Raw genomic sequence first — 22184 nt, 5'->3', positions numbered from 1 at the left:
ATTTAAAGCATAGACGTTCGGTTTTTACAGCTTAAAAATATGAAGAATTCAGTCATTCAAATACGGCGTAAACCGCGCCAATCACGGGCAAAACTGACTCAAGAAGCTTTGCAGGAAAGTTTTGTTCGGCTTTTGCATGAACGCCCTGCCAGCCAAATTACCATTCGGGAAATCACTGACCTTGCCGGTGTGGGCTTGGGGACCTTTTATGAGTATTTCTCCAAAAAGGAAGATTTGATTGCGCTGACCATTCATTTGCATGTCAAACACAATGCGGAAAGCCTGAAAAGTTATGCACAAAGCCTGATCAAGTTATCCACAGATTTGGATTTTCAGGATTATTTACAGCAAATTATTCACTTTCAAATTGAGCAAATTCAAGTGCAGCAGTTTTTATGGTCGCAGGTGTTTTTACTGGAACGGCAAATTTCAGATATTGAAAGCTACCGTAAGAGTTATGCCATGATGGTGCAGATGTGGCGCAGCATTCTTGAGCCGTTTATCAAAGATGAAGAACAGCTCAAGCAGATGGCTTTAAATATGCAACGGGTATGTTATGGCTTTGTGTCGCAGACTTTGTTGATTGAGCCTACATTTAAGGATTTGGATGTTTTGGAGATGGATATTGTTCAGTTCCTAAAAAATTTAGATTACCGTAGCTAAATTTTGTACATAAATATGTATTTTTAGTGGCAAAATCGACCAAAACTGATTAAAAACAAAGCGACTTGTTTCCAAGTAGGCTTTTTAGGTTTGCGTCCCCAATTTCTTATAGAATAACTTTTTGAAATATAAAACTATTTATTTTTCGTTTCGTATAACACCCATTATGTTAAATGGCGGGGGGTTATCTAACTAAAAGATTATTCATAGTTCTGCAAGGACGCACTATAAAATCAGTCATTCCTTTATTTTTTAAGATTTCTTCACGAGATATATATTAACGTTAAATTTTATATCATTACCTTTTTGAGGACATAGTACATAAATTTTATTTGGTTCTGTGTTAAATGCATCTAATTTCAAATTTACCTGTTCTGTTTTATAGTAGCCCATACCTATATAATTTTTAAAAATGTATAGAAAAATAGAAATTTTTTGTTCACCAGGCAATACTTGAAATAGATATCTGCTACCAAAACTTGAAACTCTTTCCTCTACTTTAACATTGTTTATTTCCGTAATTGCAGTTTGCCCTACTCCTTTATAAACAATAGAAGACTCCATCCAATCTATATAAATTAAAGAAAAGTCAGCTTCAGTCTTATTTTGATTACCTGCATACATTTTGGTAGGTTTAAAGTGAGGATTTGAAGCACATCCCAAAAGTAAAAATGATAAAACTAAATAAATAAAAATCTGCATATTTATTAATCTTCCTAAAATTAACATAATACGCGTTATGCGAAATCGACTGTATTAGTTTAATTATTTCAATAAGTTGAAACCCATAAAAAAAGCCGAGGTTTAACAAACTAAGGTTTTTTACTTGAAACTTCATTGTTCCATAAAAAACCGCCCTTAGGCGGTTTTCTATATTTTAAATCAATCAAATATCAAAACGGTCTGCATTCATCACTTTCGTCCACGCTGCAACAAAGTCTTTTACAAATTTTTCTTTGTTGTCATCTTGCGCATACACTTCTGCATAAGCACGTAAAATTGAGTTCGAACCAAATACCAGATCTACACGTGTTGCTGTGTATTTCGTTTCACCTGTTGCACGGCTCACGATGTTGTACGAGTTCTTACCTGTAGGCTTCCAGTTGTACGCCATGTCAGTCAGGTTCACGAAGAAGTCATTGCTTAATGTACCCACTTTGTCTGTGAACACACCGTGTTTAGAGTCGCCAAAGTTCGCGCCCAATACACGTAGGCCACCCACCAGCACCACCATTTCAGGTGCAGTCAAACCAAGCAATTGCGCACGGTCTAGCAGCATTTCTTCAGGTTGTACCGCATAATCTGCTTTCACATAGTTACGGAAACCGTCAGCTTTGGGTTCGAAGTCTTCAAATGAGTACGCATCCGTTTGCTCTTGAGTGGCGTCACCGCGGCCAGCCGTAAATGGCACAGCAATGTTTACGCCTGCTGCTTTGGCTGCCTGTTCAACGGCCGCTGTACCGCCCAGCACGATCAAGTCGGCAATACTGACTTTCTTCGCAAGACCCGCCTGAATTTCTTCAAGTTTTGCGAGTACTTTCGCTAAACGCGCAGGTTCGTTGCCTTCCCAGTCTTTTTGCGGTGCAAGGCGGATACGAGCGCCATTCGCGCCGCCGCGGTAGTCCGAACCGCGGAAGGTGCGCGCGCTGTCCCATGCCGTTGCAATGAGCTCAGCAGAAGATAAACCGCTTGCTAAAAGTTTCGCTTTCAGTTCAGCGACTTCTGCATCTGTTAATGTGTAATCAACAGCCGGAATTGGATCTTGCCAGATTAAATCTTCTGCAGGAACATCTGCACCTAAATAACGCGATTTCGGCCCCATATCGCGGTGGGTTAATTTAAACCAGGCGCGTGCAAAAACATCCGCAAGTTCTGCAGGGTTGTGATAGAAATGCTCTGCAATTTTTCGGTATTCAGGGTCAAATTTCAGCGCCATATCGGCATCGGTCATCATCGGGTTGCGGCGGACATTCGGATTGTGCGCATCAACAGGCTTGTCTTCTTCCTTAATGTTGACGGGTTCCCATTGTTTCGCGCCTGCCGGACTCAGCGTTTTTTCCCACTCATAAGTAAATAGCAAGTACAGGAATTCGTTATCCCACTTGGTTGGATGCGTGGTCCATGCGCCTTCCAAGCCGCTGACCATGGTATTTGCACCATTGCCTGTACCTTCCGGGTTGTGCCAGCCCAAGCCTTGGAATTCAACATCTGCGCTTTCCACATCGGCGCCCAAGTTTTCAGCTTTACCATTCCCGTGCGCTTTACCTACCGTATGGCCGCCAATCGTAAGCGCTACGGTTTCTTCGTCATCCATCCCCATGCGGTCAAAGGTCACACGCATATCCTGTGCAGTGCGAAGCGGGTCTTGCACACCATCCACCCCTTCAGGGTTGACGTAAATCAAGCCCATCTGCACCGCAGCCAACGGGTTTTCTAGAGATGAACGGTCTGCATCATTGGCATAGCGCTCTTTGGTTGGCGCAAGCCACTGGCGCTCTTCCCCCCAGTAAATATCTTTTTCAGGCGCCCAAATATCGGTACGGCCGCCGCCAAAACCAAAGGTTTTTAAACCGGCAACGTCATACGCCACCGTACCGGCAAGTACAATCAAATCGCCCCAGGAAATTTTGTTGCCGTACTTGCGTTTAATCGGCCAAAGCAGGCGGCGGCCTTTATCAGTATTGACGTTATCCGGCCAGCTGTTGAGCGGCGCAAAACGCTGGTTGCCGGTATTGGCGCCACCGCGGCCATCCTGCTTGCGGTATGAGCCCGCCAAGTGCCATGCAGTACGCACAAACATGCCAATGTAGCTGCCATAATCCGATGGCCACCAGTCTTGGCTGCTGTTAATCAATTCACGGAGGTCTTGTTTAACCGCTTCCAGATCCAGTGATTTAAAGGCAGCTGCATAATCAAAGTCCGGATCCATTGGGTTGGTTTTTTTATCATGCTGAGAAAGAATATCGAGGTTTAAAGCGTTGGGCCACCAGTCTGCATTACTTGTGCTGGCTACGCTGGTCTGCCCACCGGCTTGGTGAAATGGGCAACCGGATGCTTGCGAATTTTGTGTCATTGTAAGTCTCCAAAATAATTATGAAGTATTGTATTGAACCGTAAAATACATCTGCTGCTGATTAAGAACATATCTTGTTTTTGACCGAAGCCCAAGCGAATTTAACGAATCAAAACAATCGGTTTATTCAATTTAAAATATTAAAAATAAATGATTTTTTGTTTTTCAAAAAGTTATGATTTTACTTTTGAAGAAATTAGGCTAACGCGCGTTTTTGGAGACTGATGGCTTATCTGAATCCTGTTTTTCGAAAAATCCGATGCCCAGCGCCATTCGCTGAAAAGTGAAGAAATCGGTCTTTTTAATCGCCTCTTATTTCATATCCTCGAAAATAAAAGCAAAAACATCTGGTGATGATCTATGCAATACGATATTCCGCAGATTATTCAGCAGCACGCTATTATTTTATTGGATGCCATTTGCGTGATTTGTAAGTGATGCGGCACTTAGGGCTCCCCTTCTCCCTGATGCACGTCGGCTCTTTCATGCCGCGCCTCTGGCGCGACTATCTATACCGCCGGGTGGCGCTGAACCGTTATCAGCTCTTTGGCACAGCCAGCCAATACCTGATTCCTTCTGCAGACCATCAGCGGCATTTTTGGGAATATTATCGGCCTGCTTGCTCTCAGCGCCTTAATTTTAGCAGTCGATCCCCACGACTCCCAGCAGGCGGTTCAGCCATTGGTGATGAACGCAACAATGGCAACGCAGTCTATCGCTTGCCATTGCGCTCATCAAAGAACCTCAGCCATCGGCTTAAACCGTTAAGCGCTTGCCTTCGCGGATGCAGATAAATGGATTCATCAGCTTCGAAGATTTTTGACGTGCCTTCTGCAGGTCTTCTTCCGGCTGTTCACGGCTTTCATCCGTCAATTGGAAGGTGCGGTAATGAATAGCCAATGAACATTTGGCATGCAGGTCTTTATGCGCCTGGAACGCTTCATCTGGATTCATATGCAGATAGCGCATCAATAAGCGCGGTTCATAGGCGCCAATCGGCAGCAGGGCAATCCGCGGCGCGCCATATTTGGCATAGATTTCTTTAAAATGCGGAGAATAGCCGGTATCGCCGGCAAAAAAGCAGTGATCTGCGCCATTCAAGACAGAGAAGCCACCCCAAAGCGCGCGGTTCTGATCACGCAGGCCGCGGCCTGAGCCATGCTGGGCAGGCGTATAGACCAGCTTTAAATCCCCCAGCAGCGCAGATTGCCACCAGTCCAGCTCATAAACCTGAAAATGCTCAGGTAAGTAGTAACTGTTGCCCAGCCCAGTATAAATCGGCATGGCAAACTGTTCATGCAGCCAGCTGAGGGTGCTTAAATCCATATGGTCATAATGGTTATGGCTCAGCAGCACGGCATGAATCTCCGGCAGCTCTTCCAAGGCAATTCCTGCAGGGCATGCGCGGCGCGGCCCGCGGCCTTGGCTCGGGCCGGCATATTCCGCCCAGACAGGATCTGTCAGCAAGTTATAAGGGCCGATTTGAATCAGCACTGTCGCATGCCCGACGAACCAGACCTGCCAATCATCTATTTTGGCATTGGGGCGGTTTTGCGGCAGGGAACGCGACGCTTGCGCAAACTGCTGATATTCCTGCTTGCGGTCTACATTCCAAGTCGATGAGCGGCGCTTCAGCATCCACTTAATAAAATTGGACCGCTTATGGCTTTCCGGCGGCCGCAGCGCATTAAAAAAATGCTCGCCATTAAAATGCGCTGAGGCGAGAAACTCAAACATCGGCTGACGCCAAGTATGTGACCAGCACGCCTCTGCTGGCAATTGAAAATGCTTTTGTTCCGACTCGTGCTTCATGGACATTCAAAGTTCTTCAAAAAATTCTAGCAAAACAAAATCAGCTGAATAGGCAGCTGAACTTAATCCAAACGGCCTTTCATCCGTTCCAGCCAAACCTGTTGAGATTGAGGTTTGACAAAGAGTGCCACAATTTCAGGATGAATCTGTTTAATTTGTGATTCAATCCGATTCACGCAGGACTCAATTTCATCGGCGCTTAAATGATCTTTAAATTCCAGGCTTAAAGATGCAATGACCTGATGCGCCCCCATCTGTTCTGTCAGCACGCCATTGGCAGACAGCACGGCCGGATCCTTCTGCGCAATGTGCAGCACATTGCGCCGCAGCTGCGGATCAGCGGTCTCCCCCATCAGCAGGCCCTTGGTTTCACGCGCCAAAAGACATGCCGAAACAGCTAAAACCGCACCAATCATTACAGATGCTACACCATCCAGCACAGGCATATTCAATGCATGCGCCAAATAAACCCCAATGAAGGCGATAAATAAACCAATCAAGGTCGCAGTATCTTCAAACAGCACCGTAAAAGCCGTCGGATCTTTACTGCGCCGGAACGCTGCAAAATAGCCCAGCGCGCCTTTGGATTTGCGAAAGGCTTTTAAAGCGACAAACCATGATGCGCCTTCACAAATAATGGCAAAACCCAGCACCGCATAATTCACCATCGGATTTTTAATTTCTTCTGGATAACGGATATGCTGCACTCCCTGATAAATGGATACTATTGCACCTAAGGAGAATACCAGCAAAGCGACAATAAATGCCCAAAAATACAATTCCCGCCCATAGCCGAAAGGATGTCTGGAGTTGGCCGGCTGCTGGGATTTTTTCATGCCGTGCAGCAGCAAAATTTCATTCAGGGTATCTACCACCGAGTGAACCGCCTCACTCAGCATGGCAGAGCTGTTGGTGATGTAAGCAGCAATAAACTTGACCAAAGCAATCGCCAGATTCCCCAGCAATGCTGCATACACTACGGCTTTATTGGTACTCGACATTGAATGCTGTCCTAAAAAGTACGGCCTAAAATTATAATCATCAGCGGCGGCTTGGATTTCACTTGCTGGCGCACTCCCGCTGTATTGCCCTATCTTATAACCAAAGCATTGCGCAGAAAGGTTTATTTTTTGTTGTATTTCAATCTCTTTTTGCACATTCCTATGATGCTGGCGGGAGACTGTTTCAGCCTTCATGATTGTCTCTGCATTACGCAAGGTTCCATGTGGAACATGGATTCACTTGTCCGCAGGATAAGCGCCTTTCATCTGCTGGCTGACAAATGCGCATAAAAAAGGGAAGCCCTGCTTCCCTTTTTACCTGAGTTTTCATGTTTTGGCTTTGGCAAAATATTGCATGCGCCACTCTTTCCAAAAGTACAGCACTATCCCGAACAGGACCACAGCAATACCTAAAACAGCATGACCGCTGATGTGTTCATTATTCAGCGCCGCACCCAGCACAAGGGCAATAATAGGCGTCATCACATTGCTTAAAGAGACGGTAGACGCCGCCAAACGACGAATCAGCCAGAAGTAACACAGCATCGCCACAATCGAAGACAAAATCATGGTAAACAGAAAGCCAATGATAGCATTCGTGCTGGGCATCTGCGTTGGGAAATGCTGCCAAATAAATGGCATCAGCAGCAATGAACCCAGTGCTGACACCATAAGCGAACCTGTGGCCTGCGACATCGGCTTCAGCGGCGCATTAATCTGTTTAACCCAAAAGATGGAGCTGATATAAGACACCATGCTGATCAGCATCAGCACAACGCCCCATGGGTTGACTTTGCTGTCAGCAGAAGCAATAAAGACAAAGCTTAGGCCGCTGACCGCAATGGCCATGCCCAGCCATTGCAGTCCAACCAGCTTTTGAGTTTTTAAAATCACGTGGCCAATCAAGCCTGCAATCAGCGGCGAAAAACCAAAAATCAGCGCCATTAAGCCCGAGGTTAAATAATTGGCTGCCAGATAAATAAACAACTGCGCGCCGATTAAATTCAGGCTGCCTGCGATATAGCTTTGCACCGATACTTTGTCAAAAGGCAGCGGGCCGCGCATCAGCTTCAATACCAACAGCGCAATGATGGACGCGCCAAAATAGCGGATGATCAGCACCCACATCGGATGCACTTCCGCCACGCTCCAGACAATCGCCAGCGGCGTCGCGGCCCAAATCAAAACCAGCAAAGCATAGATACTTGCCGTGACAAAAAGTGGCGAGGAGTTGGAATTCATAAGCTCATCAATCGTAATTTAAATTAGGGATAAGACTAAAATCGAGTCCTCCCCATCATTCACTATGCGGGGGGCGACATGAATGTCGCCTGCTTATCTGGGGTATAGGGATGTACCCTCAGATAAGCAGAAGATTTTTGCCTTGCGAACCCAAAAATATATTTTTGAGGTTCTCATCATCTTTGAAAAGTCAGGCATAGCCTCCGCAAAGACATATAACCAAAACTGAAATTTAGGGCAGTGGCAACAAAGCCAAAGACATAAAAAAGCAGACCCAGGTTGCCCAAGGTCTGCCCTCTTGCAAACTCAGATTACTTCACCAGCTTGCGAAGCTCTTGGCTCAAATCTAAATATTTGTCTGCTTCAAAAACTGCATTCTTGCTGATCAATTTTTTCAAATGACGCATTTCTTTGGCCGCGTTTACCGTGATGCCGCCGACGATTACACCATCCGTTACGCCAAACAAGACAAAAGATGATTCCGCACGCTGTTCAGGGGCAATTTCACCGCGGACAATCCATTCAGCCGCCGCCATATCGCCGACAAACTGGTAATTGATATTTAATTGATCCGTCCAGAACCACGCTGGGTTTGGCGCAGGGTGTTCTGCACCCATCACGTGACGCGCGAAAATACCTGCTTGCAGATTCGCATTTTCCCACGTTTCTACGCGGCGGTGATTGCCGCAGTCACGTAGCTGCGTTGCCACGTCCCCTGCCGCATAAATGTCTGCATTTGAGGTTTGGCAGTTATCGTTGACTTTAATGGCAACATCAACATCTAGCCCTGCATCTACTGCAAGCTGTGCATTCGGCACAATACCAATGCCGTAAACCACGGCATCTGCACGCAACTCTTCGCCATCACCCAAAGTCACAACGATTTCTTCACCATCCAGCTGGCAGTCTGCAATAGAGGTTGAAAGACGCACATCCACACCGGCGAGACGCTGCTGTTCAAGCAGGAATTCGCTCAAAATACGCGGCGATGAACGGCCCATGACCATTGGACCCATTTCAATCACAGTTACTTGGCAGTCTTTGAAACGTGCCGATGACGCAAGCTCTAGACCGATCACCCCGCCGCCAATTAAAATTAAGCGGCGGCCAGCCTGCAATACAGGAACTAAAGCTTGAGAATCTTCAAGATTGCGCAAGGTGTACACGTGCTTGCCCAAGGCATCAAAGTTTGGCAAACGGCGCGCTGCACCGCCTGTGGCAAGCAGCAATTTGTCATAAGCAACAACATCACCGTTTTGAAGTTCAACCGTTTTCGCATCCGGATTGATTTTCACCGCACCGTTGCCGCGAATGGTTTCCACCCCAAGTTCTGCCAGTTTTTGTTCGGACAGAATTTCTATCTTGGTTTCTTCAGGCTTCAAAATCACATCTTTAGAGAGCGGCGGACGTTCATACGGAAGATGCGCCTCATCACCGATTAAGATGATTTTGCCTGCATATTTGTTGCCGCGAAGCTCTAAAACTGCACTTGCGCCTGCTTGACCCGCACCTACAATGACGATGGTTTCGATGTTGCTCATGTGCTTAAACTCTTACAATTATTTCAATTCAGCAGATACGATGCCGAAGCCCGCAATCCACTCGCTAATATCTTCGTAGCAGTGCGTTGTCATTTCATACTCGCCCACTTCATGCAATGCAGCAAATGCCGCCATCCACGAACGCACTTCTTGACCGCCGCGTCCGCCGTCACGGCGGATTTCATCTTCAGTCATCGCTTCAATGGCTGCAAAATCTGCTTTGGCAAAAGTCTGCAGCAGTGCGCGGTCCCACTCAGGGTTGAGTGGAACAGCGACAGATTTGTCGCCAGCGGCCAGCTTTTGACCCACCGCAATAATTTTAGACTGACGGTTATTGCGTGATTCTTCACTTGGGTTGCGGCCGCAGATGAGGAACTCTTCCACTTCTGGCGGCACAGCGCCCATTTGCGGTGTCGGCGGATCATGAGAAAGGCCGCCTGTGCCTAAAATAAGCACGCGTTCATTTTCCAAGTTCAATGATTGAATGAACTGACCGACTGCGCGGCCTAAAGCCACAGTGCGCTTGGTGGTTGGCATCGGCACCGCTGCGCCATTGATGAAAATTGGAATGGTTGGATAACGGTCCAGCTTGCCATTGCATAAAAAATGCAAAGGCTGAGTCACGCCATGATCCGCCTGCATACGGTATGAGTATGCAACATCCACCCCTTCATCCAGTACACGGCGAACCAGATTCAGCACAGTGTCTTCCGGCACATCAATGCGATCATTGTCTTTGCCGTAGTCCCAGTCGCCTGCCGCTTTCGCACGGATGCCCACGCAAAAGCTTGGCATCAGGTCATAGAAGAAGCCATTGAAATGGTCTGGACCGAAAGTAATGATCAATGTTGGATTATAGTCTTCAACTTCTTTCGCAAGTTTGGCAAAAGTTTCACGAACTTTTTCCTCTTTATATTCCTCTTGCGGAGAAGCAAATTCCATCAGGGGACTGTGCGATGCACAAATAAGTTTAACGGCCATGGGTGACTCCTAAACGGAAGGCAGCCAAAACGGCTGCCGAGTAAGTCCTTTACGTTTTTGGCGATTTAGATCTCGTCAAAGAAGCCAGCACGTGGTTGACGTAAACCACGGATACCTAGACCACATTCCGCGTTAATTAAAACGCCTGTTAATGGACGGTTATTTTGACGAGAAGCCAATAACACATAAGAACCAGTCATATCTTCGGGTTCTGGTAAGAAGTTGAGCGGCATACCGCGGGCAATCTTCTCAGGATCACGCGCATCGAGTAGACCAAGGTTTTCTTGACCTAAAGACGCAGCGCCTTTGATGTTGACATTCATACCCGACGGTGCAACAGCATTCACTCGTACTTTAGGCGCAAGCTCATACGCCAATTCTTTCATAATGCCGACCCCTGCATGCTTAGATGCAGTATATACAGGGCCTCCGCCAGCAGAGTACAGCGCGGAATTAGACAAAGTAAATATGATAGAACCTTCAGAAGCTATCAATGCATCCAGCGCAGCTTTAGCGCCAAGGATGAGGGATTTGGTATTAATGCCCATGATTTCATCAAAGGCTTTTTCCAATTGCTCGCCTGACGTATTGACGATATCTGCGTAATGATCCCAAATGCCGGCATTGCCGACAAAGCAATCCAGCTTGCCAAAACGCTCAACAGTCGCATTCACAGCGCGGACATTGTCTTCATAGCTGGCTACATCGCCTTCGATCGCAAGAACTTTACCGCCAAAGTGTTCATTTAATGCATCCACTTTTGCTTTAGAACGCTGAAGCACCGCAACTTGCGCGCCTTCTTCAATAAAACGTTCAACCAGCGCCCAGCCTAAGCCAGAACCGCCGCCAGTAATTAGCGCAACTTCGCCTTGCAGCCAACCCATGATTACTCTCCTGCCATTTCAACAAATAACTGACCATCTTCCACAATCACGGGGAAAGTTTTGATTGGATCAGTTGCTGGCAAGCAAAGCGCTTCGCCAGTTTTCAAACAGAACCGCGCTGAATGCAATGGGCATTCAACTGTGCCGTCGTCTTCAAGGTAGCCTTCGGACATAGACGCGTTGCCGTGTGAGCAGCGGTCGTTCATTGCAAAGAACTCACCGCCGTTGTTGAATACTGCAAGCGCTTCGATACCGTTTACGCCGCAGTCCACTTTCAATGCTTCGCCTTCGTCTAAATCGTCAACTTGGCAAACAAAAATCTTATTCATTAGAAGAACACGCTCAGGTTGTGTGAGTTATAAGTCACCTGATCAAGGATGATCTTACGGTTAAAGATCTGGAAGCCTAGCTCAGAGTCAACTTTACGGATTTTGTCGTGACGCTTGCCGCAATAGATCGTGACATCTTTCTCTTTTTGAGTGCGGTACAGCAGGTAAGTGACATATACGTCATACTCGCCTTCCACTTCCGACGCTTCAACAATCACATTGGAAACCATGTGCGTTGTGCGAGACGGAGGCTCTTCAGCCCATGCCATACCTGTCTCAAGGCGGGCAACACGGCGCTCTAAAAGATCTTTCGTATCGTTGAATACCCAAGTGGTTGGCGGTTCAACTGAACGGCGGCGGTCACGCGTTTGAGCGTTTGGTGTTGTACGCAGCGTATAAGAAATATCTTCTGCCAGCGTATCTAACCAATCGCGGAACTTCCAATCGTCAAGCAATTTTGCTTCGCGATATAGGAACTGACTGATTTGATGCTGAAGTTCTAAACTGATCTGACTCATTTCATAAGCTCCTTCTCGTATTCGTCAGCGGCTTTTTCCACGTCTTCCCATTTTTCATGGATCAATAAATCTGCCCAACGGCGGTACATGCCGCGCGCTGCAGTTTCAGAGAAAATATAGTTGGTGATGCCCGGAATGCCGTCTTCACGCACTTTCTCGTTGCCTTTGCCCATTTCCATAATCAGCTGGTTCTTACGCGCTTTATAGCCGCGCAGCACTTTTTGAATTTCAATCCAGTTCTCAGAGTCATCCTGCTCGAGGAAACCGGCTGGACCAAAGGCGCGCGTTGCAGAGCGTTCAAATGCTTCTTTCACTTCTTGCGATGCTTCAGCGTCTGCAATACAGAATGCCCATACTTCAGTTTTGTTTGGACCGCGCGGGTGCCATACTCGAAGCGTTGCTGTGCCGTTCAGCCAAGACAATGTCGGGAACATGGTGTTGTGGCCTGCAAGACGCAAGGCGCGCACTTCACCTAGACGCTCTTTCACTTCATCAAATGTTTCACGGAAATAGTTGGCAACTTCACCATCCACCCATACGTTCGCATCCGGTTTTTCGGTGAAGAAGAAGCCTGAACCGTGACCGCGTGAACCGTACTGGATTGCGTCTTTCGCCGTTTCCCACACTGGGCGTGCAGTTTGAGCTGCGCCTAATTTTTTAGAAGATTCGTCATCCGGTTTCGCGCCTAAGACTTGAATGGCAGAAGCATGCGAGAACAATGCGTGGTATTGGTCAGATGCGAACTGTTCAGCCGCAAATTTCCAGTTGCACTCGATTTCCCACTTGTGCACGCCGCCGATGATTTCAGTACCGCCCGGACGGCGGTCTAAAACGCCATCTAAATACCAAGCGATATCGCCCATGTATTCTTCCAGATCTGGCGTGGTTTCATCCCAGCAACCAAAGATTAAGCCTTTATAAGACTTAACACGGTTCACTTCCACCAAGCCCCATTGCTCTTTGCAAGCGCCATGCGGGAAAGCGCGCTCTTCAAGCGGGATATCTTTTAAAGAACCGTCGATGCCGTAAGACCAGCCGTGATACGGGCAAGTGAATGCGCGGGTGTTGCCGCAGTCTGCGAAGCTGACGCGCATAGAACGGTGACGGCATTGGTTTAAGAATGCTTTGATTGAGCCGTCTTTTTGACGCGCCACGATGATTGGATCTTCACCCATATAGGTGTTGAAGAAATCACCCGCTTTAGGAATTTGGCTTTCATGGCAAAGGAACAGCCAAGTACGGCCGAACACGCGTTCAAGCTCTAATTCATATAGATCCGGGTCGGTGTAGATGGATGGCGAGATACGTCCATTTTGCGCATCAACTAAAGCGTCGATTTCGCGCACATCAATTTTTCCACTCATGAAAGCTCTCCTGCGACAACCGTGGGGTCACAAACAAATAGACTCAACTTTTCAACGATGATGGATTTTTGATGGGTTTTGGTGAAATATTTTTTTTGTTTCAATTAATAGGTTTAAGAACTTATTAGTATAGCTATTACTTATATTAAAACACCCGCATCAGCGCGCAGGCCATTTATTTCCTAAATGGCAAAATCATCTTCACGCCATAGTTGTTTATAGATTATACTGCCCCTAACTCATAGTAAGACATTTTTTGGATTACTCCTAGGCAGAATATATGGAATTACGACACCTACGCTACTTCATTACAGTTGCTGAAGAACTCAATTTCAGCAAAGCTGCGCTCAAACTTTATACCGCCCAGCCCTCTCTCAGTCAGCAAATTAAAGATCTTGAGGAAGATGTGGGCGTCAAATTACTGCACCGCACAAAACGTAAAGTGGAACTCACCGAAGAAGGTGCTGTATTTCTGGAGCAGGCGCGCTTAACCATCGCACAGGCCAACAAAGCTATTGCCATGGCGCGTCAGGTCTCTCAAGCCAAGCAGCAGATGCTGCGCATTGGTTTTGTTCCTGTGGCGGAAATGAAAATCTTCCCCTATGTCTTGCCGAACTTGCGGGTGCAGAATCCAGACCTGAAGATTGAATTGCTCAGCCTGAATAATGTTGAGCAGATGAAACTGCTGAAAAAAGGCGAATTGGACGTCACTTTTACCCGCCATAACTTCCACAACGACGAAATTGAAAGCCAGTTTGTGCTGCGTGAACCGTTAATTTTTCTGTTGCCTAAAGACCATCCGCTGGCAAAATACGAACGCATCCCAGTGAAGGCATTGAATGGCATAGATTTTATCATCCCAGCTGCCGAGCAGTCCTTGACGCTGCATACGGCTATTTTAGACTTTGCCAAAGCCAACAATATTGAATTCAATATTGTGCAGAAAGCCGACAACATTCTGTTCAATATCAACTCGATTGGCATGGGCCTAGGCTGTACGATTCTGCCGGGCTACATTGCCCCGCTGACCATGAGCAATACCGTCATCCGCCCGCTGGATATTGAATTGCCTTATCTTGACCTGTATGTCAGTTACCGCAAAAACAGCTCATCGGCGGCAGTGCAGAAATTTATTGAACTGCTGACCAAGGTATTTTATTTAAATATCGCCCGTGAACAGAGCTGAATTTTCCAGCGCAGCTTCAAATATTAAAGCGCCATTATTCATTTTAAAAATAATGGCGCTTTTTTTAGGCTGAAATCGCCTTATTTTCAGCCGCACTCGACTTAAGTCTTACACAATTTATCAATCAGCAGCGCAAGCTTCATGGAAAATAACTTATAAATTTTAGTTGATGGATTCATAAATTCTTTAATTTTCCTGCAAATTACAACTTAAGTCTAATAAGATCCGGCTATTCAGTTTAGAGTACGCTGAGTCGTCATCTAAAAATTTATCTTATTGATAAAAAACAATAAAGGAATTCTGATGAAGCTTCAGCCATTTTTCAGCCTCAGAGCCGGCGTGCTGTACCGCCCTTATTTCTTTGTGTCATTTTTATTGACCCTGATCCTGTATGGCGCGCTGCGTTACGGCACTGCATGGCAATGGTCAACCTGCCTGCTCATCAGCTGGAATATCGCTGTTTCAAGCTATCTGATCTTTACCATGAAGCGGCTCTGGCATGCCGATCACACCCAGATTTTACAGCGCGCGCAGCAGCAGGACGCCAGCAAATGGCTGATTCTGTTTTTAGTGTTTTTGACTTTGGTGATGTGCTTTATTGCGATCGTGGTTGAAGTCAACCATCTGCCGCAGGATCAGCACATCCGCCTTTCGCATTTGGCGCTCTCTGTCATTACCATTCTGTGCGCATGGCTGTTTATGCACACGGTCTTTGCCATTCATTATGCGCATGACTTTTACTTGGCTTTGGCCGAATCTCAAGACGGCGGCCTGGATTTTCCCAAAACACCGCAGCCCAGCTATCCTGACTTTTTATATTTCAGCTATGTGATTGGCACCTCTGCGCAAACAGCAGATGTTGCGATTACCTCCCAGCCCATGCGGGTGCTGAACATGCTGCATATTTTGCTGGCTTACAGCTTCAATACCACCATATTGGCCATCTGCATTAATGTCGCAGCCAGCTTCATTCAGCCTTAAATGCTCAAGGCAAAATAAAAAAAGGATGGCTTTTCGCCATCCTTTTTTCGTTATTCCAGCCGAAATTCAGAGGATTACACGCCGCGCGCAGTTAAATAATCTTTAATCACGGTGTTGAATTCTTCCGCTTTTTCAACTTGAGACCAGTGGCCGCACTGGCTGAAAATATGCGCATCCGCATTTGGCACCACATTTAAAATGTCCCAAGTGCGCGAAACAGGAATCACCACGTCTTGCGTACCGTGAATCAGGAGTACAGGCACTGTGATGTCTTTCATTTTGTCGAAGTCTAACGGGAATTCGAAACGGTCACGGTCACGCGCGCCTACAACGTCCATTAAACGGTTAGAAGCATAGTCATTGGCAGCAGATGCAAAACGGACTTTCACCAGTTCATCGGTAATTAAGTCTTTGTTCACCACAAACATAGAAAGCGTTTTTTTAATGCCTTCTTCTGTTAATACCGGGTTCGCATGCGCTTTCAGTGCAGCCGTTTGAACCGCGCCGCCTGTGCCCATAGAGACAATGCCCAAAATACGCTCAGGGTAATCAATCGCCATTTGGAAAGCCAGCCAGCCGCCCAATGAGTTGCCGACTAACCAGGTTTTTTCAATGCCCAGCGCATCTAAAGTACGCACCGCATGGTCCACCCACGCGCGGATGCCATAAGCGGTATTTGGCGCAACCACTGTTTGGCCGTAGCCGATGGTATCAATCGCGATGCAGCGCGCCTGCTCGCCGATTTGCGGCAAGTTCAGCCACCAGTTTGCCGCCGCAGATACGCCAGTACCTGAACCATGCAAAAACAGGATTGGCGTTCCTTCACCAATTTCGTGATAGTGAGTCAACTCACCTTCAGCCGTTTCAATCCATTTATCTTCTAAACCGAAGAATGAATCCGTTGTGTAGTCAGGGATTTGAACTGTGCTCATACATACTCCTCGTACAGCGTAAGCGCCTGCGTTTCAATCTTTTATGCCGATTTAAACGCCTAGTGGATTAAAGTTTTAGACTTTTTACTGCTTCATATTAACCGCTATCGCGCTGTCAACTGATACAAAATTCCGATCATACCCAACAATTTAGGTATTATTTAACTATTTGTTTTATATAGATTTAATATGCAGGCCACTCTGAATTTACCTTCCGGCAGCGGGCTATTGAATTTTTTCAGCGCAAAAAAAGGGCGGCTTTTCCAGCCGCCTTTTTTTATCGCAATCTATTAGAATTTATACGTATAAGTCGTTGCTACGCGATATTCCTTAAGATCGGATTTCCAATCATAGTTGGCATCAATGTACATGGCTTGAAAGCCCAAGCCCTTCAGCTTACCTTCTGGCACGCTATAGTTCACAATCAAATTCAGCTCATCTGACTTCTGATCCGTTTTACCCGCGACTTTTGCATCTGAACCCGTGAAATAAACCGCCGTGGCATTTAAGCCTTTTGCGCCCAATTCAGAGAAGTCATAGCCATAGGTAAAACCCCATGATTTTTCATCCGGATTGGTAAATGTCGCCACGCCCCAGTTGACTAAATACGGCTGCGGCACCCAGCCGCCCAACGTCGGGAAGGCGCTATCGCCAAACATCTGCTGATAGCCCAAGCCTACAGTATGCGCGCCATAATTCACTTTCGCACCCACAGATAAGGCCTGATTATCAATGTCGCCATACAGCTTGTCGCCAGACTCCGAGTTGTCAAAATACCGGATGTGGCTGTCCAATTTGGCTTTTTCACCCAGTTTGGTTTTGTAGCTTGCGCCCACATAATGTTGCTGATAAATGTCTTTTACATCGGCATACCAGTAGCTGCCGCCAATTTCAGGGGTAAACTGGTGATCAATGCCCGCAATATACATGCCGTCCGCTTTGGCGCCATTGTCATAGGCAGGCGGTGCAAATTTGGTTAAGTCACGGAACTGATTGTCATAACGGTTGTTGATGCCGTCAATGTAGGCCAAAGTCAATTTGGTATCTTTAATGTCTTTCGATTCCAGCCAAGCGCCGCTGTAAGTGGTGAGCAGCTGACGAGACGGATCGAAGACTAAAACTGGTGAAACAGGCAATAACTCACCCACTTTTAATTCAGTTTGCGACACTTTGGCTTTTAAGGTTGCACCCACTTTGCCAAAGTTGTCTTTCGATTCTTTGCCGTCATGCGGCAGCACCCAGTCTGGATTCTTATCACGGCCATTCAATTTAAAAGCATGCTGCACCAAAAGATCGGCGCCGACTTGAATGCCGCCGCCAATATCCGCATAGCCAGACTTGGCATCCAAAGTCACGCCTTGTGACCATGAACCCCAATTGGCAGCGGAGTTTTCTTGAATTTGACGGTCTAAATAGAAATTTTTAAATTTTAGCTGTACTTGGCTGTCGTCAATAAAGTCTGCATGTGATGCAGCTGTCCCTAACGTTGCTGTCGCAGCAAAAATTGCTATCCATAAATTTTGACGACGCATGGCTGAATTCCTAATAATCAGATTAAGCGATGGCCTTATCATGCAGAACTCTCTGCTTTCAAGAAATCCGACCACAGTATTAAAGATTCATCCGCATCCGGTAAAATTCATGCCGATGCAGGAAAGCCCGCTCAAAGGCTTAATACCTTTAAACAATAAGATGATTTGATTTTTTATTCACCATTAATCAATAAAACATTGTTAAAAAAAGATTTTTTATAAGATTTAATAAATATTTCAGACAAATGAATATTATTGATCGCTTTTAAGTTTAAGTGCGCTTCCCCCCTCTCTAAGCTCATGAATCCATTAATATAAAGCGGGTATGACGTGATATTTCAGAACTATCAATAAATGTAAAATAACTCTGCAGATTCCGTTAAAAGCAGTGGCCTCTGCTGCCGGAACTGCAGCGCAGCATCGCGCCGGAGCACCTGCTGCAGCATCCATCCGCCATAAAAAAGCGCCCTTCCGGACGCTTTCATTGACTTAAATTTTCAACAGGTATATTAAAAATTAAGCATTGGCTTCTTTGGCTTTAGACATGGTCAATGCCAAGTCTTCAATCATGTCTTCCTGACCGCCTACCGTACCACGGCGGCCAAGTTCCATTAAGATTTCACGCGCAGATACGCCATATTTCGCTTCGGCACGTTTTGCAAACAATAGGAATGAAGAATAAACCCCTGCATAACCCAAAGTTGCCGCATCACGGTCGGCACGGATCGGCTGCTGCAGCATTGGCACAACCAATTCTTCAGCAATATCCTGCACTTTGAACAAGTCCACGCCTGTTTCCATTTGCATCCGGTTGGCAACCGCAACAAAAAGTTCAAGCGGCGTATTGCCGGCGCCTGCACCCAAACCGCCAGAAGCCAAGTCAACACGTTTTGCACCGGCTTCAACCGCTGCAATCGAGTTCGCCACGCCCATCCCTAAGTTATGGTGGCCATGGAAACCGATTTCGATGTCTGAACCTAAGGTAGCACGCAAGATCCCCACACGGTCCGTTACGTCTTGCGGCAGCATATAGCCGGCTGAATCCGTTACATAAATGCAGTTTGCCCCGTAAGACACCATCTTTTGCGCTTCTTCAAGCAATTTTTCAGGTGATGCCATATGCGCCATCATCAAGAAGCCCACCGTGTCCATGCCCAGTTTGCGCGCAGCGGTAATGTGCTGTTCAGACACATCCGCTTCCGTTGAATGCGTTGCCACACGGATGGTGGAAACACCCACATCGTATGCCATTTGCAAATGATCAACCGTACCAATACCCGGAATTAACAGCGCCGATACTTTGGCCTGCTTTAACTGTGGAATCACCGCGCTGAGATATTCTTCATCGGTTGCAGCCGCAAAACCGTAGTTCACCGAGTTGCCGCCTAAGCCGTCACCATGGGTCACTTCAATTAAAGGAACACCGGCATCATCCAGCGCAGTGGCAATTGCAACCATTTGTTCAGGCGTGGTTTGATGGCGCATTGGGTGCATGCCATCACGTAAAGTCATATCATTAATAATAATCTTAGACATGTGACTGCTCCTTAAGCTTCAACAGTTGATTTTGAAAGAACGCGTTCTGCAAACATTTCTGCAGTACGCGCTGCCGCCGCAGTCATAATGTCAAGGTTGCCTGCGTATTTCGGCAGGAAGTCCCCCAAACCTTCCACTTCCAGGAAGATTGAAACGCGGCTGCCGTCAAACACTGGACCATTCACAAGCTTGTAGCCCGGAACGTATTTTTGAACTTCCTTAATCATGGCATGCACAGATTCTGTGATCGCCGCTTGATCCGGCTCGCCTTCGACTAAGCAATGCACGGTGTCGCGCATCATCAATGGCGGCTCAGCCGGATTGATGATGATGATTGCTTTACCTTGTTTCGCGCCACCCACTTGTTCAATTGCGCCGGCAGTGGTACGGGTGAATTCATCAATGTTTTTACGTGTACCCGGACCCACAGATTTAGTGGATACTGTGGCAATGATTTCGCCATATTCAACAGGCTGTACACGTGAAATAGCCGCAACCATTGGAATAGTTGCCTGACCGCCGCAAGTCACCATGTTCACGTTTGGCACTTCACCTTGCTCAAGCAATGCTTCAAGGTTGACTGGTGGTACACAGAATGGGCCAATGGCAGCAGGTGTTAAATCAATCATGAGCACGCCAAGTTCGTTTAACTTGCGGCTGTTCTCTGCGTGAACGTATGCAGAAGTTGCATCAAATGCAATTTTGATGTCATCTTCAATCACGTGAGGCAGCAAGCCGTCTACGCCTTCCGCCGTGGTTTTCAAACCCATTTTCGCAGCGCGTGCAAGGCCTTCAGAGGTCGGATCAATGCCTACCATCCACACTGGCTCCAGCCATTCGCTGCGCTGAAGTTTATAAAGCAAATCAGTACCGATATTCCCTGGACCGATCATTGCGCATTTAATCTTTTTCATGAACAATTTCTCTGTAAATACGTTATAAAATTCAAGCTTATTCAGCAGCGAATGCTGCAGTCACTGAACCAAAACCTTCAATTTCTACAACAAATTCATCACCGGCATTGGCCACAACCATTGGACCAAGCGCGCCTGTTAAAATAATGTCGCCTGCAAGCAATGGACGGCCGCGGCGCACCATTTCATCGGCAAGCCAAACTGCGGCATTTAATGGATTTGAAAGACAGGCTTTACCCACACCTTGCGATACCACTTCACCCGCACGGGTCATGGTCATTTTGCAATTTACAAGGTCAAGATTTTCAAGTTTCACAGGACGTGAACCCAATACATAAGCAGCAGAAGATGCGTTGTCTGCAACTGTATCAATCAAACTGATTTTCCAGTTTTCGATACGGCTATCCACCACTTCTACCGCAGGCAATGCATATTCAGTCGCGCTGATAATGTCTGCGTAAGTGTGTTTTTCTTGCGTTAAATCTTTATTAATGATTAAAGCGATTTCCGCTTCAACTTTAGGCTGGATCAAAAGGCCTGCTGGAATCGCTTCGCCATCACCATAAGCCATGTCCGCAAACAGCATGCCGAAGTCTGGAGAGTCAACGCCCAGCTGCTTTTGTACCGCAATTGATGTTAAACCAATTTTACGACCCACTAAACGGCGGCCTTCTTTAAGCGCACGTTCAGTATTGATTTCTTGTACCGCATAAGCGATATCTACATCAGCACCTTCACCGCCAAGCTGTGGACGAATTGGCGCAATCGCAGTTTTTGATAATTCAGCTTCGCGTAAAGCGAAAGCAACTGATTCAACAACAGCAGAATTCGACATCAATGTTTCCTTAAACTGCAAAAATTGGACTTATACCGTTATTGATGGAAATGCGATGAACAACGAGAAAAATCTGTGAACTGATCAAAGCTATCAGCAAATGGGTGCTGCCCATCTTGGCAAACGTGTATATGTATAAACAGTTTTAGAATCGGAAAATTGCGGTTTTTATGCCAATACTTATTTTATTTATGACAATAGCTAATTCCTATAAATTAACTTGGTTTTATTTTTAAAAAACAAACATATAAAAAAATATGAAAAAATGCTTTCTTGCTCCAGCTTCGGGCTAAATTGTCAGATTCAGAAAATCACCATCAATCTACGACTAAAAGACTAGATTAAGTGCTTATTTTGAGCACAAGCATCATATTTAATCATTCACGACGATGCTATTTATATTTTTAAAATCAATAGGCTATATACTTCATGAAGCATAAAATTATTTTAAGTACAATCTTGCTGTGCACCCTTTCCAATGCAGCTTTTGCACAAAATTATCAAGAGTCACTGAAAGGCAGATACCTCATTTTAGACGGAGCTGAATGTGCTGGCTTAAAATTTAATGCTCAAGCGACTGCAGCAGCATGACAAAATGAAATGGAATGCAGCCATGGTTATTATAATAAAGATGCATGGCGGATTACTTGGATTACACCAGAAATTTTTGTCATGACTGAGGTCATTCGTCCCAATGAAATTTCACCACCACGCAATGAAATTTATAAAATCATGAGCATTCAAAATAAAACGGTAACTGTTACTAATTACTGGACGGGCTGGGGTAACCACAAACCTGATGTGCAAAAATTTAAAATAAAATGAACATAAAAAATGGTGATTTCAAATCACCATTTTCA

20 protein-coding genes and 1 pseudogene are annotated in these 22184 nt (G+C 46.1%); 5 read left to right on the top strand and 16 right to left on the bottom strand.

All coding sequences use genetic code 11. The features are described 5' to 3' along the window. Nucleotides 1-39: 39 nt before the first annotated feature. A complete protein-coding gene (locus tag JZ784_RS11040) occupies nt 40-663 on the top strand; it encodes a TetR/AcrR family transcriptional regulator (RefSeq protein ID WP_346314910.1) in 624 nt (207 codons plus the stop codon). A 252-nt stretch (nt 664-915) separates the two neighbouring features. Here JZ784_RS11040 and JZ784_RS11035 read toward each other — a convergent pair whose 3' ends face one another. Continuing rightward, nucleotides 916-1365 carry a hypothetical protein gene (locus JZ784_RS11035; protein WP_346314909.1) on the bottom strand — a complete coding sequence of 150 codons (450 nt, stop codon included), beginning with the start codon at nt 1363-1365 and terminating at the stop codon, nt 916-918. Between the two features lie 184 nt (nt 1366-1549). Further along, nucleotides 1550-3736: a catalase/peroxidase HPI gene (katG, locus tag JZ784_RS11030; protein WP_346314908.1), complete on the bottom strand. Its 2187-nt coding sequence runs from the start codon at nt 3734-3736 to the stop codon at nt 1550-1552. Between the two features lie 360 nt (nt 3737-4096). Here katG and JZ784_RS11025 point away from each other — a divergent pair. Further along, nucleotides 4097-4344 (top strand): annotated as a pseudogene (locus JZ784_RS11025) (thiol-disulfide oxidoreductase); the annotation flags it as partial. A 148-nt stretch (nt 4345-4492) separates the two neighbouring features. Here JZ784_RS11025 and JZ784_RS11020 read toward each other — a convergent pair. From JZ784_RS11020 to hcaE, 9 genes are all read right to left on the bottom strand, one after another. After that, nucleotides 4493-5548, bottom strand: a complete 1056-nt coding sequence (locus JZ784_RS11020; RefSeq protein ID WP_346315043.1) for an MBL fold metallo-hydrolase — start codon at nt 5546-5548, stop codon at nt 4493-4495. Nucleotides 5549-5610: 62 nt separating this feature from the next. Then, on the bottom strand, nt 5611-6549 hold the full coding sequence (locus JZ784_RS11015; protein WP_346314907.1) for a cation diffusion facilitator family transporter: 939 nt from the start codon (nt 6547-6549) through the stop codon (nt 5611-5613). Between the two features lie 327 nt (nt 6550-6876). Then, the gene (locus JZ784_RS11010) at nt 6877-7791 is read right to left on the bottom strand and encodes an EamA family transporter (RefSeq protein WP_346314906.1); all 915 of its coding nucleotides are present in this window, start codon (nt 7789-7791) and stop codon (nt 6877-6879) included. A gap of 311 nt (nt 7792-8102) precedes the next feature. Continuing rightward, nucleotides 8103-9332, bottom strand: coding sequence for a 3-phenylpropionate/cinnamic acid dioxygenase ferredoxin--NAD(+) reductase subunit (gene hcaD, locus JZ784_RS11005; protein ID WP_346314905.1), 1230 nt, complete (start codon nt 9330-9332; stop codon nt 8103-8105). 18 nt (nt 9333-9350) lie between these two features. Continuing rightward, the gene (locus JZ784_RS11000) at nt 9351-10313 is read right to left on the bottom strand and encodes a 3-carboxyethylcatechol 2,3-dioxygenase (RefSeq protein ID WP_346314904.1); all 963 of its coding nucleotides are present in this window, start codon (nt 10311-10313) and stop codon (nt 9351-9353) included. Nucleotides 10314-10378: 65 nt separating this feature from the next. After that, nucleotides 10379-11197 carry a 3-phenylpropionate-dihydrodiol/cinnamic acid-dihydrodiol dehydrogenase gene (gene hcaB, locus JZ784_RS10995; protein WP_346314903.1) on the bottom strand — a complete coding sequence of 273 codons (819 nt, stop codon included), beginning with the start codon at nt 11195-11197 and terminating at the stop codon, nt 10379-10381. Nucleotides 11198-11199: 2 nt separating this feature from the next. Then, nucleotides 11200-11526, bottom strand: a complete 327-nt coding sequence (hcaC, locus tag JZ784_RS10990) for a 3-phenylpropionate/cinnamic acid dioxygenase ferredoxin subunit (protein ID WP_219190199.1) — start codon at nt 11524-11526, stop codon at nt 11200-11202. Then, nucleotides 11526-12044 (bottom strand): 3-phenylpropionate/cinnamic acid dioxygenase subunit beta, encoded by a 519-nt coding sequence (gene hcaF / locus JZ784_RS10985; RefSeq protein WP_346314902.1) that lies wholly within the window; start codon nt 12042-12044, stop codon nt 11526-11528. The genes hcaC and hcaF overlap by 1 nt, the downstream gene beginning before the upstream one ends. Then, nucleotides 12041-13408: a 3-phenylpropionate/cinnamic acid dioxygenase subunit alpha gene (gene hcaE, locus JZ784_RS10980; protein ID WP_005007162.1), complete on the bottom strand. Its 1368-nt coding sequence runs from the start codon at nt 13406-13408 to the stop codon at nt 12041-12043. The genes hcaF and hcaE overlap by 4 nt, the downstream gene beginning before the upstream one ends. A 280-nt stretch (nt 13409-13688) precedes the next feature. Here hcaE and hcaR point away from each other — a divergent pair, with 280 nt between their 5' ends. Together hcaR and JZ784_RS10970 are read left to right on the top strand one after the other, a co-directional pair. After that, nucleotides 13689-14594, top strand: coding sequence for a DNA-binding transcriptional regulator HcaR (gene hcaR / locus JZ784_RS10975; RefSeq protein ID WP_005007160.1), 906 nt, complete (start codon nt 13689-13691; stop codon nt 14592-14594). A gap of 303 nt (nt 14595-14897) precedes the next feature. Next, the gene (locus tag JZ784_RS10970; RefSeq protein ID WP_346314901.1) at nt 14898-15575 is read left to right on the top strand and encodes a DUF1345 domain-containing protein; all 678 of its coding nucleotides are present in this window, start codon (nt 14898-14900) and stop codon (nt 15573-15575) included. Nucleotides 15576-15649: 74 nt separating this feature from the next. Here the strand turns inward: JZ784_RS10970 and JZ784_RS10965 are convergent, their stop codons facing one another. The 5 genes from JZ784_RS10965 to mhpD all read right to left on the bottom strand — a co-directional run bounded on the left by JZ784_RS10965 (nt 15650) and on the right by mhpD (nt 21324). Next, nucleotides 15650-16507 (bottom strand): alpha/beta hydrolase, encoded by an 858-nt coding sequence (locus JZ784_RS10965; protein ID WP_005007156.1) that lies wholly within the window; start codon nt 16505-16507, stop codon nt 15650-15652. Between the two features lie 290 nt (nt 16508-16797). Continuing rightward, a complete protein-coding gene (locus JZ784_RS10960) occupies nt 16798-18039 on the bottom strand; it encodes an OprD family outer membrane porin (protein ID WP_346314900.1) in 1242 nt (413 codons plus the stop codon). Between the two features lie 516 nt (nt 18040-18555). Continuing rightward, the gene (gene dmpG / locus JZ784_RS10955) at nt 18556-19575 is read right to left on the bottom strand and encodes a 4-hydroxy-2-oxovalerate aldolase (protein WP_346314899.1); all 1020 of its coding nucleotides are present in this window, start codon (nt 19573-19575) and stop codon (nt 18556-18558) included. Between the two features lie 11 nt (nt 19576-19586). Continuing rightward, nucleotides 19587-20489 carry an acetaldehyde dehydrogenase (acetylating) gene (locus JZ784_RS10950; RefSeq protein ID WP_346314898.1) on the bottom strand — a complete coding sequence of 301 codons (903 nt, stop codon included), beginning with the start codon at nt 20487-20489 and terminating at the stop codon, nt 19587-19589. 37 nt (nt 20490-20526) lie between these two features. Further along, the gene (gene mhpD, locus JZ784_RS10945) at nt 20527-21324 is read right to left on the bottom strand and encodes a 2-keto-4-pentenoate hydratase (protein ID WP_346314897.1); all 798 of its coding nucleotides are present in this window, start codon (nt 21322-21324) and stop codon (nt 20527-20529) included. A 600-nt stretch (nt 21325-21924) separates the two neighbouring features. On the opposite strand from mhpD, the gene JZ784_RS10940 reads away from it, so the two are divergent. Then, the gene (locus JZ784_RS10940) at nt 21925-22149 is read left to right on the top strand and encodes a hypothetical protein (RefSeq protein ID WP_346314896.1); all 225 of its coding nucleotides are present in this window, start codon (nt 21925-21927) and stop codon (nt 22147-22149) included. The last annotated feature ends 35 nt before the right edge of the window (nt 22150-22184 follow it).

The sequence above is a fragment of the Acinetobacter sp. CWB-B33 genome, from assembly GCF_039655955.1.
Classification (GTDB): Bacteria; Pseudomonadota; Gammaproteobacteria; order Pseudomonadales; family Moraxellaceae; genus Acinetobacter; species Acinetobacter bouvetii.
Note: the sequence above shows the minus strand (reverse complement) of the source record. Positions and strands in the feature narration are given on the sequence as shown.